The sequence below is a fragment of the Sulfitobacter sp. KMM 9851 genome, assembly GCF_057178245.1.
Window position 1 is genome coordinate 932,404 of record NZ_CM169991.1, and the last position, 14,026, is coordinate 946,429.

Sequence of the window (14,026 nt, forward strand, 5' to 3'; positions counted from 1 at the left end):
GGTCTCCACGCACCTTTGCCATTTCAAGAGATAGGAAATTCGGATGACAGCAACGATCATTGACGGCAAAGCCTTTGCGGCGAAAGTGCGCGCTAAGGTTGGGGAACATGTCGCAAAGCTTAAGGCTGATCACGGCATCACGCCGGGGCTGGCGGTGGTATTGGTCGGTGAAGACCCTGCCAGTCAGGTCTACGTGCGCTCCAAAGGTAAGATGACCGTCGAGGTCGGCATGAAGTCGGTTGAACATAAACTCAGCGTCGATACTGCCGAAGCTGATCTTCTGGCGCTGATCGACCAGTTGAACAATGATGCTGAAATTCATGGTATTCTGGTGCAGCTGCCCTTGCCTGATCATCTTGACGAAGATCTGGTAATCAACTCAATCAGCCCGGCCAAAGACGTCGACGGGTTTCATATCTCCAACGTTGGGCTGCTGGGAACGGGGCAAAAGTCGATGGTGCCCTGCACGCCGCTGGGCTGTCTGATGATGCTGCGCGAACATCATGGATCGCTCTCGGGCATGAACGCGGTGGTGATCGGGCGCTCAAATATCGTGGGCAAGCCGATGGCGCAGCTGCTGTTGGGTGACAGTTGTACGGTTACAATTGCGCATAGCCGTACCAAGGACCTACCCGATGTCGTGCGCCGTGCCGATATCGTGGTGGCCGCCGTTGGGCGACCCCAGATGGTGCCGGGTGACTGGATCAAGGAGGGCGCGACCGTGATCGACGTCGGGATCAACCGCATTGAACGCGACGGCGCGAATAAACTGGTCGGCGATGTGGATTTCGACAGCTGTGCTGCGCGGGCAGGGGCAATTACGCCAGTGCCGGGTGGGGTGGGGCCGATGACGATTGCCTGCCTCTTGGCCAACACCGTCACCGCCTGTTGTCGCGCCAACGGCTTGGCGGAGCCCGAGGGGCTGACCGCTTAGACTAGGGGAACGGGCGCCATGGTGCCTTGCAAAATGGCGATCAGGGTAGATGTGCCCTGATCCTCGGCATGAACCTCGGCTGTGACGACACATAGCCGCTTGCCCGACTTAATGACGCGCCCCGTGGCAATGAGCCGGTCACCACGCGCAGGCGCCAGCAGGTTGATCTTGATCTCGGCGGTAACGATATCAAGGTCTTGTGGCAGAAGGCTCAGCGCGGCATAGCCAGCGGCACTGTCGCCGATCGAAAAGGTAAGCCCCGCGTGACCAAAACCCTGTTGCTGTCGCGCGCCGGGTAAGACAGGCGCGCTGATGCGGATCAAGCCCGGAGCGACTTCGATCAATTCGGCGCCCAGGGTAGTCATCATCGTCTGATTGGAAAAACTGGTGTGAATACGGGTGCGTGCAGCATCGTCCATCAGGGGGTCTCTCTTGGCATGGGTATGGCCACGGGGCGCGGGCCGGTCAGGATGGCGCAGGCTTCGGCGCGCATCAGCGATGTGAGGGTTGAGGACCGGCTGCGCAGCCCGCCTGTGTAGGTGCCGTAAGCCGGCAGGATTAGCCGGTCGTTGTCATAAAGAAATGCAGGCCGGGTGATGCTGCGGCCTCTGGCACTGATGCTGGCCTTGGGGTGGTAATGTCCCGATACCTCGCCACGGCTGCCCGGCTGGGCGATGTGGCGAAATGTCAGCGGCGCCCGCGGCAGTTCGGCCAGATGCGATCCGCCAAGGGCGACCGGGCCCGGATCATGGTTGCCCTCGATCCAGACCCAGCGCCGCCCGGCCTGCAGGCCGATGATCCACAGCCGTTCCTTCTCGGGGAGGGCGTCTGCGGCACCGAGATCGTCGAAACTGTCGCCGAGGCAGATCACGTTGCGCGCGTGGGTCAATGCCAGATCGGCGGCGAGACGCGTCAGTGTATCGCGGCTGTCATAGGGGGGCAGTATAGTGCCGCCACGTCGCGCGATGCGTTCAGACTTGCCCAGATGCAGGTCACTGACGCAAAGCAATGCGTGTTCCGGCCACCAGAGCGCGCCAGAGCCAAGCGCGGTTAGCTGCGCCCCCGCGAGCGTGAAATCGTATCCGTTCATATTTTGTTCATCAGCATTTGCAGCTGATTTGGCAAGGGGGCAAACGCCAGTGGCGCGGCTGCGGAAATCGAGTGCAAAGGTATTTGAAAAAGGATGAAGATCAGAAAGCGCACCCGCGGGCAAGCGAAGCCTGTCCATCGAGCGCGCCTTCATCCTTTACGGTCATCGGCTCCTCAGCCTGGACCGCAGCGCCATGCTGGGCCAAAAGTGGTTAACATTGCTTTAACCCCTTCATCCTTTTTCAAATACCTTTGCGCAGCCGGGATGACGGTGCGGCGCTGCTGGGTCACGATCTGGCCCGCCATCGTGGTTTGTTTGATGGCGGCGGGGTGATATCGGCGAGCCCGGCGGTTTGCATAAGTCGCTCGGCCTCGCGGGCCAGCAGGTCTTCTTCGGCCACACCTTTGATCGGCACGCGGCCCATTTCCAAAAACAACGGCGCCGAGAGGGGGCTGACGCGGGGCAAGGTGCGGTGGTCTATGCGCCCGGCGATACGGGACAGCATATCCTCGATGCGGCCAAAGTCGACCAGCCCGCGCATCGCCTCTTCGCGGGTGATTTGCAGCATTAAATGGTCCGGGTCGTATCGGTGCAGCGTGTCATAGAGGATGTCACTGGTGAAGGTCGCCTGCCGCCCCGACTTGCGCGCCTGCGGCGTGTTGCGTTCGATCAGCCCAGCAATGGTGGCAGCGGCACGAAAGGTGCGTTTCATCACCGCATTGCCCGCCAGCCAGCTTTCGAGCCCGTCGTGCAGCGCAAGAGGGTCGAGCAATGGAGCTGGGTCTGTCACCGCGTCCAATCCCCATATCAGCGTTGCATAATCGGTTGCGACAAATCCCAAGGGGCGCAGGCCCATATCCTCCATCCGCTTGGTCAGCAGCAGCCCCAGGGTCTGCTGCCCGTTACGCCCGGCAAAGCCATAGAAAACCGTCTGTTCGGCGCCATCGTGGGGGAAGCTTTCGACCAGCAGGCGACCGGGTTGGGGCAATTGGCTGACTTCGCGCTGCAATGCCAGCCATTTGGCCGTGTGCGGCGGCAGTTCGGGCCAGCTGTCCTTGGTGAACATTTGCTGCACCCGCGCGGACAGTTGGGTCGAGGTGGCGAATTTCGTACCCATAAAGGTAGCGACGCGCGGCTTTTTTGCGGCGTTGCGCGACACTTCGACGGTCATCTCGCGCAGGCCTTCGAAACGCACAATCTGTCCGCCGATCAGAAAGGTATCACCGGCAGATAGGGTCGCGGCAAAGCCTTCTTCGATCTCGCCGAGCGGTTTGCCGCCGCGCTGACGTTTCAGGCGCACCTTGAGCGTGTCGCTGTCCTGGATCGTGCCGATGTTCATGCGGATGCGTTGCGCGCTGCGCGGGTCACGTAGGTGCCACTGGCCGTCGGGGCGCTGGATCAGCCGTTGCCAACGGTCGTAAGCGCGCAGGGCGTAGCCGCCAGTGGCGCAGAAGTCGAGACAGGCGTCAAAATCCCGGCGTGGCAGCGTGGCGTAGGCCCCGGCAGAGGTGACTTCGGCAAAAAGGTCGTCCGCGTGAAACGGACCTGCGCAGGCGGTGATCAGGATATGCTGGCACAAGACATCACGCGGGCCGGGGCCGCGCGGGTCGCCATCCAGGGCCCCAGCCAGCACCGCCTGAAGGGCAGCAACACATTCGACCACCTCAAACCGATTGGCGGGCACCAACAGGGCCTTTGAGGGGGCGTTGTAGCGGTGGTTGGCACGCCCAATGCGCTGGACCAGACGTTTGACGTTCTTCGGCGCGCCGATCTGGATGATCAGATCCACATCACCCCAGTCGATCCCCAGATCCAGCGTGCCGGTGCAGACGATGGCGCGGAGGTCGCCGCGCACCATTGCCGCCTCGACCCTTTCCCGCTGGGAGCGGTCCAAGCTGCCGTGATGGATGGCGATGGGCAAGCTGTCATCGTTGGCGAGCCAGAGCTTGTGAAAAAAGATCTCGGCCTGCGCGCGGGTGTTGTGAAAAATAAGCGTCGTCCGGTGTTGGCGGACCTGTTCCAATACCGCGGGTATCGCATAGGCGGCACCACCCCCGGCCCAGGGCGGGGCCTCATCGGTGGTCAGCATCTGGATGTCGGGGGCCGGACCGGGATCCGCCAACAGCACCGCGCAGGGGTCGGGGTGTCGTGCCATCAGATGGGCGATGGCGGCGGGGTCTTCGACCGTGGCTGAAAGGCCCACGCGTTTCAGGCCGGGGCAGAGCGTTTGCAACCGTGCCAGCGCCAGCATCAACTGATCGCCGCGCTTGCTTTCGGCCAATGCGTGGATTTCGTCGATGACAATGCGTTTGAGCCCCCGGAAGGTGCGTGCCGCATCTTCGTAGGAGGTCAGCAATGCGAGGCTTTCGGGGGTGGTCAGCAGGATGTGCGGCGGGTCTGCGCGCTGGCGGCGGCGGCGCGATTGAGGGGTGTCGCCGGTGCGGTCGTCAATGCGGATTGGCAAGCCCATTTCTGTGACTGGTGTCGTCAGGTTACGTTTGATATCCGCAGCCAGCGCTTTGAGGGGTGACACGTAGAGCGTGTGCATTCCGTCGTGGGTGCCCTCGGCCAGATCTATAAGACTGGGCAGGAAGCCGGCCAATGTTTTGCCCCCGCCAGTGGGCGCGATCAACAGCAGGGCAGGGTCGTCGGCACGGTTCAACATGTCATGCTGGTGCGGGTGCAGGGACCAGCCTTTGGAAGCGAACCAATCGGAGAATTTAGGGGGTAAATCGCGCATGTTGGGCAATGTAGCACCGCAGCATAAAGCGGCCAGCCCCCATCGCCCCTTCTGGGCAATTCCCCATTGGTTTATCTTGTGACGTGAAGCCCGGATCAGCCGCGCGACTTGAGAGCGCGGAGTGCTTTCTGCACGGTTTCCGGCAGGGACGTGTCCGCCGCATCCGGCGCGGCATCAAGGGCGCTGGCAACGTCCTTGACCAGAATACCGATGCTGTTGTCCGTGCGCAGTCCATCACGGGCAAATTCTATGTCGTCAAAGCCCGAAGCAAACCAGTTTTGTCCCGATGAGGTATGGATCAGTGCCAGCAGTTTTTCTGGGTCAAGCCCTGCGGCGTCGCCCCAGTCCAGCACCAGCCGTGTCATTGCGGTATGCGAAGCGGCCAAAAGATTGTTTAACACCTTTGCCTGCATGCCTGCGCCAAAATCGCCCATGTGGTGAAAGTATGTGCCCATTGCAGCAAGCAACGGCTGCGCGTTGTTCAATGCTGCGGCGTCGCCGCCGAGCATAAAGGACAGGCGCGCCTCGCGGGCGGCCACCTGTGCGCCGGACATCGGGGCGTCGATGAGAGTAACATGCGGTGCAACACGCGCACGCAGGCCGACGACATACCGCGGTGACAGGGTCGAACAAATGATCACGCGGGTCAGGTTTGGTGCATCAAGAAAATGCTGCGCGCCGAACAAGACGTCTTCGGTCTCGTCGATGTCGCGCACTACGGTGATGAGCGTAGCAATCTGGCTGCGGAATGCCTCAGGGTCGGTGATGATGCCGGGGTGCGCGACGGGGCGTACGTCAAATCCTTTGGCGTCGAAACCTGCAGCGCGCAGGGCGGTCAGCATCGGCGCGCCCATGCGGCCACAGCCTGCCAGCCCGATCATTGAATGACGATCAATTAACGATTGCCTCGTCTTTGACAAACATGTTCGCCCAGGCGCGATCGACCAGATCGGGGGTCATTTGATAAGGGATGCCCTCGAATTCGCAGATCGAAATCATCTGGTCGATTAGAAAGATCGGCTGATAGTTGGCATAAATATTGTCGATGGTCGGATATTTCACCTTAAGCAGGTGCACCAGTGTCGCCTCGTCCAGTGGCATCTTGCGTTTGCGGGCCACCATGGCGAAGATTTTCAGGAAGTTTTCTTGGTTTGGCCCGTCAATCTTGATCTTGAAAAAGATCCGGCGCAGTGCCGCTTGGTCAAAAATCTTGTTTGGGTGGAAGTTGGTGGAGAAAATCACCAGCGTATCGAAAGGGACTTCGAATTTTTCACCCGATTGCAGGGCAAGAATGTCTTTGCTTTCTTCCAGTGGTACGATCCAGCGGTTCACCAAACTTTGGGGTGATTCCGCTTGGCGGCCAAGGTCATCGACGATGAAGATGCCGCCGGTCGATTTCAACTGCAACGGCGCCTGATAAGTGCGTGCCGTGGGGTTGTAGACCAGATCAAGCATCGACAGAGACAATTCGCCGCCTGTAATTACCGTAGGGCGCTCGCAGCAGACATACCGACTGTCATAGCGCGTCACGCGGCGCAGAGATGTCGGATCCTGCACTTCGTTTTCGGCGGCGGAATGTACGATGGGGTCATAGACCGTGATCACCTGCGACGCATATTCAATCGCGCGGGGTACATAGACTCGGTCCCCTAGTGCATCTCGTATCCCGTTGGAAATACTTGATTTTCCGTTGCCCGGAGGGCCGTACATCAGAATGGATCGACCGGCAGAGACCGCAGGCCCAAGGTGGTCCAGAAGGCTGTCGGGCAGCACAAGGTGGCCCATTGCGCCGGTCAGTTGTTCGCGGGTGATTTGCAGGTTGCGCACAGATTGGCGTTTGACCTGTTCGCTGTACACTTCCAACGGCACCGGCATGGCGCCAAAATATTCAGACTGCGCCAAAGCATCCAGCGCACGCGCCTTGCCCGCATCGGTCAGCTGATAGCCCATCTCGTTGCCATTGTTGGCGTTGAGAGTGCCGGTCGCCTCGATCAGGCGCTGGGTACGGGCCATATCGACCAGTTCCTGAGTGACCTGGATGGGAAGACAAACGGCGGCTGCCAATTCGCTGACCATGTCGACGTTCTTGCGAAAGATGGTTTTCAACAGAATGTCGCGCATCATTACGATGGGCAACTTCATGTCTTCCAGACGCTTGGGCGGCGGCGGGGCGACCACGGTAGAGGTCTGCATATTCATCTGACTGCTCCATGCGAAAACCGGCGGGGCGCGCTGTTTGCGCTCAGACTGCATAATAAACACTGAATATGGCGTGAATCAGGCACCATAGAGTGCGCCCATGATAAGATAGATTGCCAGTGTCGGCCCCAAGGCGAGGCCCATCGGAAACTTCTTGACTACATGCCAGCTTTTCCAGTCTGGGGCGAGACGGCGCAGGGGGCTATGTTTCGCGCCGCGATGGGCGGCAACGGCGGCCAGCAGGACGGCCATATACAGCACCAGCAGCACCCACAGATCGCCAAGGGCCACATAGGGCGCAGCGGCGGCGGCAAATTTGGCGTCGCCTGCGCCCATGGCGCCGACAGTGTTCAGCGCAACGCCAGCGACAAGCACGATAACCATGCCCAGCAAGCGCCAGAGATATGTGTCAAAGGGAAGCACGAAGAGCCCCAGAATGATGAACACCAAAGCCAGAGCGACGACCGCCTGGTTGGTGATGCGCATCTGAGCCATATCCGTGAACGCGACGTAGAGACAGATCGGCAAGACAAAGGGCAGAAACCACAGAGCGGCGGTGGCGGTGATCGCCATCGCCCTAGCCGTTTTCCAGCGCGCGAAGCGACCGCACGGCGGCTTCGAAATGCTGCGGATGGGTGTCTATCGCCTCACGCAACAGACCCTTGCCGGTCTCCACATCGCCCTTTTTGATCGCCGAAAGAGCCATCGTGTGCAGCAGCAGTGCGCGTTCGGTTTGATCCATCGAGATTACGGGCAACGTATAGTCGCGCTGCGCGGCTCGCGCCAAGACGAGGTTGTTCTTGGCCGTGAACAGGGACGGGTCCTGCCGGATTGCTTCAGAGAACAGGCGTTCGGCGTCGTTGTAATCGCCGCGCGTCAGCTTGGAATAGCCCCAGTTGTTCATGACCGATGCAGGTGTGGTGGTCAGCCCAACAGCAATTTCATAGAAACTGTCGGATTTTTTCCAGTCTTGCTTGCTGTCCGAAACCAGAGCCTCGAGCCGGTAGCGCGAAAATGTCTCGTGCGTGGGCGGGATCGTATTCAGAACTTTTTCCGCTGTCGCCCAGTCACCCGAGCGGATCAGAGCGTCCGCATGTTCGACACTGTCGTCAGGCGTTGCGTCCTTCATTTTGGTCACTTTTGACCATTCGACGACACCTTCCGTGACCCTCTTGGCGCGGATCAGCGACGAGGCTAGACCCCGCTGGTGATCAATGCGTGTCGGGTCCTGCTTTGCTGAACGTGCGAAATAGGTCACCGCTTCGTTCGGGTCCGCGACGGTCAGCATCACATCGGAAAGGTTGGTTTCATCCACCACGTTCACGTCTTTAAAGGCGCGTTCGACGGTGGCGTTTGCGTTCTTTTCGCCGCAGCCTGCTACAGCGGTGACGCCTGCAATGCAGACGGCCAGAATATAGGGATGGCGCATTTTTGCGTCCTTTTACTGCTCTGCCTTGATTATGATGCTGACCGGATCAGATAATCGCCTGCGCCGCGCCGCATCAATTTATAATTATTGGTGTCGTCAAGCTCTGTGATAGCAGAATTTTCAGATTTTGCGAGTGCTAAGCGCAGATTGTCCCGGATTGCGTCACTTTCGCCATTGTCCAGCGCATAGGCTTTGCGAAAAATCTGCTCGGCTTCGGCGTTTTTTCCGCGCTCCATCAGCACCACGCCCAGGTTGTTCCAGTCTTCCGGGCTGGTTTCCTCTTGCTCTACCGCGCGCCGTAGCAAGGTTTCGGCCTGTCCCAGCCGACCAAGCCCGAGGTTGGCGGTGCCAAGCGCAGACAGGATTTCGGCGTCCAAGCCCTGATCCAACGCTGCCCTGTTAAAGGATTTGATGGCCAGTTCATATTGACCGGCCGCCATCAGGCGATGCCCCACCTCAACCCCGTCTTCGGCAGATTTGCGTTGGTTTACACCGGGGGCGTAAGGGTTGTCGCGGTCTTTGGCAAAACCGGATGCGGAAAAGCCGCCCGGAGAACAGGCGGCCAAACCAAAGGCCAAGAAGAGGCCCGGTAGGACGGCGCAGAACGGGTTGCGCCGGAATATTAAAGCCATTATTGCCCCATGGTGCCTAGGTCTGCGATCCCTTTTGCCGACGGCCCGACCAGAATGATCAAGAGCGGCGGCACGGTCAGGCCCATTGTGGCAAGGGTCATCTTGGTTGGCAACTTGTTTGCGGCCTCTTCGGCGCGCATCACACGTTTGTCGCGCATTTCCTCGGCGTAGACGCGCAACGCATCGGAAATCGACGTACCAAAGGCGGCCGATTGTACCAGAACGGTCACGAACGACTGGACATCCTGCACACCACACCGTTCGCCCATGTCGTTGAGCACGGTAATCTTGTCCTTACCGGCCTTCATTTCGTAGGCGACGATTTCAAATTCTTCGGACAGGGCCAGGTAGGAGGCGCGCAATTCACGTGCCACGCGCACGATACACTGGTCCAGCGACTGACCGGCCTCAACACAGACCAGCATCATGTCCAACGCATCGGGGAAACCACGGGTAATCTCTTCTTTGCGTGCTTCGACGCGGCGGGTGACCCAGTATTTCGGCAGGTAGTACCCGATGGCACCCGGACCGATGGTATACATCATCGTCTTTTGGGTGCTCAGCCCTTCGCCGCCGCCCAGAAAATTGACGTAGACCACACCGGCGACCAAGCCGAAAATCCCCAACAGAAACTGCGCAAAGTAAAAGATGCGCACCGCATCACGCGATTGATAGCCCGCTTGACGCAACAACAGTTGTTTGGCGCTTAACTCGGCCACGTTATCAGGTTCAAGGAATTTGGCGAATTTCTGCAACTGCTCGTTGTGATCAGACTGGCGCAGCTTCTTGCGGGGATCGACGCCCGAGGGGCTTGCGCTGGCGCGCTTGAGCTTGGTCAGCGGGTCTTCGGGTTGGCGCAACATCATGGCGACTGTGATCGCCACCAGCGCAAGCCCAAGAACGCCGACGATGATAATCAGGCCCATCGGCCCAAGCGTGGCGCTGATGCTGGCATTGATATTGGTCAGGAAATCCATTTCGGTTGCCCCTTACACTTTGATATTTGTGAGAATGCGCATCACGAACAGGTTCGCCGCAAGGAAGATGCCGACGACAAAACATGCGGGGATGAACCAAGGGTGATCACGTACGCCATCGTAATAGTGCGGATCGCCCAGGTTGATCACCACCAATGCCATCAGTGGGAAACCGGACAGGAATTTGCCCGACCATTTGGCCTCGGCCGTGATCGCCTTGACCCGGCGGAACAGTCGGAACCGCGCCCGGATCACCTTGGCCAGACCGGCCAGAATTTCGGCAAGGTTACCGCCTGATTGCTGCTGGATCGTGACCGCCACCGCAAGAAAGCGCAAATCCTGCATGTCGAGCCGTTCGGCCATGTCCTTGAGCGCCTCACCGACGTCGCGGCCATAGGCAGCTTCGTCGGCGATCACGCCAAACTCTGAGGCCAGCGGGTCCTGGATCTCTTTGGACACGATGGAGATCGCGTTGGTGAACGGGTGTCCCACCTTGAGCGAGCGCACCATCAGTTCGACCGCATCGGGCAGTTGTTCTTCGATCATGCCCATGCGTTTGCCGGCCTTCATAGACACCCAGATAAAGACGGCCCCAACCCCGATGGCGACCGACAACAGCGCGCGCACGGGTGCATCGGTTTCGGTGCCGATCGTCAGGCCCAAAAATGCGATGACCGCCAGCGCCCCCATGATCATGATCAGCTGTTTAGGCGTAAAGGCTATCGCGGCTTTCTGGGCACGTTCGGACAGAAGCGAATACAGCGGGATGGAGCGCGCATTCATGTGCTGCTGCATTTCCTTGCGCAGCTTGTCCAACACTTCTTCGCGGCGGGTGCCCTTTTCCAGCATCTCAAGCCGCCGGTTTACCCGGCTGTTGAGGCTGATAGATTTCCCGAAAGCAACCAGATAGATGCCTTCGACCAGCACCAGCACGCCGACGAAGATCAGCCCATAAATAATTGGTTCGGCACTCATGTCATCATTCCTTTTTGCGCCTTAGGCGCATGGAGCTTGTCGCGCCCAAAGCGCATGGTTTGCGCTACTGGGCGGCGATGGGTTCGTAGATGGACGCAGGCAAATCGTAGCCCCACATCCGGAACCGTTCTGCATAGTGGCTGCGCACACCCGTAGCGGTAAAATGGCCAATGATCTTGTTGTCCGGTGTCAGGCCAACCCGCTGATAGCGAAAGATTTCCTGCATCGAGATCACTTCACCTTCCATCCCGGTGATTTCGGTGATCGACGTCATGCGGCGTGAACCGTCCTGCAAGCGACTGGCCTGCACGATCAGATTAACGGCCGATGAAATCTGGCTGCGGACCGCCTTGAGTGGCATTTCGATACCGGCCATGGCGATCATGTTTTCCAGACGCGACACACCGTCCCGAGCAGAGTTCGCGTGGATCGTCGTCATGGAACCGTCATGGCCAGTGTTCATGGCCTGAAGCATGTCGATCACTTCCTCGCCACGTGTTTCGCCAACGATGATCCGGTCAGGGCGCATCCGCAGGGCGTTTTTCAAACAGTCGCGCGGCGATACTTCGCCTTTGCCTTCGACGTTGGGCGGGCGGCTTTCCATCCGGCCGACGTGGGTCTGTTGCAGCTGAAGTTCGGCGGTGTCTTCGATCGTCAGAATGCGTTCGGCGTTGTCGATAAACGACGACAGCGCGTTGAGCGTGGTTGTCTTACCCGACCCTGTACCACCCGACACGATGATATTCAGGCGGGTCGCCACGGCGGCCTGCAAATAGGCGGCCATTTCTTCAGTGAAGGCGCCAAAGTTGACCAGATCGTCGATGCCGAGCTTGTCCTTTTTGAACTTACGAATGGAGACAAGGCTGCCATCCACCGCAACCGGGGGCACCATGGCGTTAAAGCGTGACCCGTCTTTCAGGCGCGCATCGACATAGGGGTTGGATTCGTCAACGCGACGACCCACGGCCGACACGATCTTGTCGATGATGCGCAGCAGGTGACGTTCGTCCTTGAACGTCACATCCGTCAGTTCCAGCTTGCCAGCGCGTTCGACAAAAATCTGCTGTGGGCCGTTGACCAGAATATCGTTGACGGTTTCATCTTTCAGCAAGGTTTCCAACGGGCCAAGACCCGTCACCTCGTCATAAAGTTCGGAGTTCAGCGTCATCCGGTCTTCGCGGTTCAGGACGATGCTTTTCTCTTCGAGAATTTCGACCGCGATTTCGTTGATTTCCTGACGCAAATCGGCTTCGGTGGCATGTTCAAGCGCGGCCAGGTTCAGGTTATCAAGCAGTGCGCGGTGCAATTCCAGCTTGATCTCAGACATGCGCTGCTTGCGCTTCACCTCTTTGTCCACGGGTGCCGCCGCCGCAGGTTTCAGTGCTCTGCGCATTGATGCGGGCTTGGGGGCATCGACCTTGGGCTTCGGGGCGGCCGCAGCCAACTTCGTGACATTGGCCGCTTCAGCTTTGACGTCTGCTGATTTTTTATACTTTGAAAACATCGGAACGCTCTTTCAATGCGAGGATCAGGCAGCCTGCGCCTGATCACCCTTGAGGTCATGGATGGAGGCCGCCAGTTTGGCGATCTCACGCCGCAGCGGGCTTTTCGGGGCGGAGCTGGCCAGCGGCAGACCGTGGTCGTTGGCTTGCGTGATCGGTTTACCGCCGTCCGGCAATTGTACGTCAATCGAGATGCTCAGCGATTCCGCCATACGCTTGACCCGGCTCTTGGCATTCAGATCAGTGAATTTTGGCGCGCGGTTCATGACATACCGCAGCTTCTCTACGGGCAGTTCTTCGGATTGCAGGGCGCGCTTGAACCGCAAAGCATTCTGCGCCGAGCGCATGTCGAGTTCCAGCATCGCGAAATACACATGTGCGTTGCTCAGCACCGTTTCGGACCATTGCACCAGCGTCGAGGGCATATCGACGATGACGTAATCGAACTGATTGCGCGCGATATCCAGAATACGGTTCACGTCCTCGGAGGTGATCAGATCCAGCGGCAGCATGTCGGCAGGGGCGGTGAGCACGTGAAGCTTTTCATCAAAGGTCTGCAACGCCTGGCCAAAAATCTCTTCGTCCATCGTTTCAGTGTCTGACAGCATGTCATAGACAACTTCGCGGCGTGGCAGATCAAGGAAGGTCGCGACGGCGCCAAATTGCAGATCAAGATCCAGCAGGCAGACGGATGGCGGGTTTTTCTTATCTACATTTGCCAGTTCCCACGCCAGGTTGACGGCAAGTGTGGTCGCCCCGGTGCCACCGGCAAGACCATGCACCACGATCATCGCGCCATCCTTGTGTGCGCCGGCCTTGAGGGTCGGAGCCTTGGCAACTTCTGCCGGTTCCGGTGCCTGATCGGTAGCGCGGACGCGGGCGATAGCCTGAGCCAGTTCACCTTCGGGCAGCGGGTAGGGGACGAATTCGTCCGCGCCTTGGCGAAGCAGGGAATGAAGTGCGGCTGGCGTCACGTCCTCGGCGATCAGGATCACCTTGATGTCACGCGATTTGGCCTGGCTGATGATCTCGCTCATCAAGACAAGGTTTTCCTCGTCAGTTTCGTCGATTGCGAGGGCGACAAATTCCATCGCCTCCGCCTCTGGCTGACTGAAAAAGGCCAAAGCTTCGGCAAAACCGAGATCGCCCCAGCTTTCACCCAAGGTCGCTTCCATGTCCTCGATCAACAGGTCAAAGTTTTGCACATCACGGCTGATCGTACAGGCGACGATGGGCGCCGTCTCCGGCTGTGGCATACTGCTGCTCATGACCTTTTATCCTTTACTGTTCAACGGCTTGGCAAAAGGGGGCTGATATCTGATGCACCAATCCCTGCCTTCTGCGGCTTGCATGCCCGACCATCAGGTCGGACACATCTGTCCTATTGAAGCTAATATCACACCGAACTTGGGCGAGATTGGGGCCAAAAAGCTTCGATTGTTGGGTATCTTGAAACGATAAGCAAAAAGAAGCGGGATTGGACAGCGGGGCAAAGCGGCGGATGGCCCCAAAACGAGAAGCGCCGCATCAAGGACGCGGCGCTTCTTT

13 protein-coding genes are annotated in these 14,026 nt (G+C 59.0%); 1 reads left to right on the forward strand and 12 read right to left on the reverse strand.

Translation table 11 applies throughout. From position 1 onward, the window contains the following. Positions 1-43: 43 nt before the first annotated feature. Positions 44-934 carry a bifunctional methylenetetrahydrofolate dehydrogenase/methenyltetrahydrofolate cyclohydrolase FolD gene (folD, locus tag AC1965_RS04615; protein ID WP_483886119.1) on the forward strand — a complete coding sequence of 297 codons (891 nt, stop codon included), beginning with the start codon at positions 44-46 and terminating at the stop codon, positions 932-934. On the opposite strand, the gene AC1965_RS04620 is transcribed toward folD, so the two are convergent. The 12 genes from AC1965_RS04620 to AC1965_RS04675 all read right to left on the reverse strand — a co-directional run bounded on the left by AC1965_RS04620 (position 931) and on the right by AC1965_RS04675 (position 13,746). After that, positions 931-1,353 (reverse strand): PaaI family thioesterase, encoded by a 423-nt coding sequence (locus AC1965_RS04620; RefSeq protein ID WP_483886120.1) that lies wholly within the window; start codon positions 1,351-1,353, stop codon positions 931-933. The two genes, folD and AC1965_RS04620, sit on opposite strands and share 4 nt — an antisense overlap. Then, positions 1,353-2,024: a ligase-associated DNA damage response endonuclease PdeM gene (pdeM, locus tag AC1965_RS04625; protein ID WP_483886121.1), complete on the reverse strand. Its 672-nt coding sequence runs from the start codon at positions 2,022-2,024 to the stop codon at positions 1,353-1,355. The genes AC1965_RS04620 and pdeM overlap by 1 nt, the downstream gene beginning before the upstream one ends. A 286-nt stretch (positions 2,025-2,310) precedes the next feature. Next, on the reverse strand, positions 2,311-4,764 hold the full coding sequence (locus tag AC1965_RS04630) for a ligase-associated DNA damage response DEXH box helicase (protein ID WP_483886122.1): 2,454 nt from the start codon (positions 4,762-4,764) through the stop codon (positions 2,311-2,313). 95 nt (positions 4,765-4,859) lie between these two features. Then, a complete protein-coding gene (locus tag AC1965_RS04635) occupies positions 4,860-5,645 on the reverse strand; it encodes an NAD(P)-dependent oxidoreductase (protein WP_483886123.1) in 786 nt (261 codons plus the stop codon). Between the two features lie 10 nt (positions 5,646-5,655). Next, positions 5,656-6,963, reverse strand: coding sequence for an ATPase (locus tag AC1965_RS04640; RefSeq protein WP_483886124.1), 1,308 nt, complete (start codon positions 6,961-6,963; stop codon positions 5,656-5,658). 78 nt (positions 6,964-7,041) lie between these two features. Further along, the gene (locus tag AC1965_RS04645) at positions 7,042-7,536 is read right to left on the reverse strand and encodes a prepilin peptidase (RefSeq protein ID WP_483886125.1); all 495 of its coding nucleotides are present in this window, start codon (positions 7,534-7,536) and stop codon (positions 7,042-7,044) included. Positions 7,537-7,540: 4 nt separating this feature from the next. Further along, a complete protein-coding gene (locus AC1965_RS04650; RefSeq protein WP_483886126.1) occupies positions 7,541-8,392 on the reverse strand; it encodes a tetratricopeptide repeat protein in 852 nt (283 codons plus the stop codon). 29 nt (positions 8,393-8,421) lie between these two features. Next, positions 8,422-9,024, reverse strand: a complete 603-nt coding sequence (locus AC1965_RS04655; protein WP_483886127.1) for a tetratricopeptide repeat protein — start codon at positions 9,022-9,024, stop codon at positions 8,422-8,424. After that, positions 9,024-10,001: a type II secretion system F family protein gene (locus AC1965_RS04660; RefSeq protein WP_483886128.1), complete on the reverse strand. Its 978-nt coding sequence runs from the start codon at positions 9,999-10,001 to the stop codon at positions 9,024-9,026. Before AC1965_RS04660 ends, AC1965_RS04655 begins: the two co-directional genes overlap by 1 nt. A 12-nt stretch (positions 10,002-10,013) precedes the next feature. Beyond that, positions 10,014-10,976 (reverse strand): type II secretion system F family protein, encoded by a 963-nt coding sequence (locus AC1965_RS04665; RefSeq protein ID WP_483886129.1) that lies wholly within the window; start codon positions 10,974-10,976, stop codon positions 10,014-10,016. 64 nt (positions 10,977-11,040) lie between these two features. Then, on the reverse strand, positions 11,041-12,480 hold the full coding sequence (locus tag AC1965_RS04670) for a TadA family conjugal transfer-associated ATPase (RefSeq protein ID WP_483886130.1): 1,440 nt from the start codon (positions 12,478-12,480) through the stop codon (positions 11,041-11,043). A 24-nt stretch (positions 12,481-12,504) separates the two neighbouring features. Beyond that, on the reverse strand, positions 12,505-13,746 hold the full coding sequence (locus tag AC1965_RS04675) for a CpaE/TadZ family protein (protein WP_483886131.1): 1,242 nt from the start codon (positions 13,744-13,746) through the stop codon (positions 12,505-12,507). Positions 13,747-14,026: the final 280 nt, after the last annotated feature.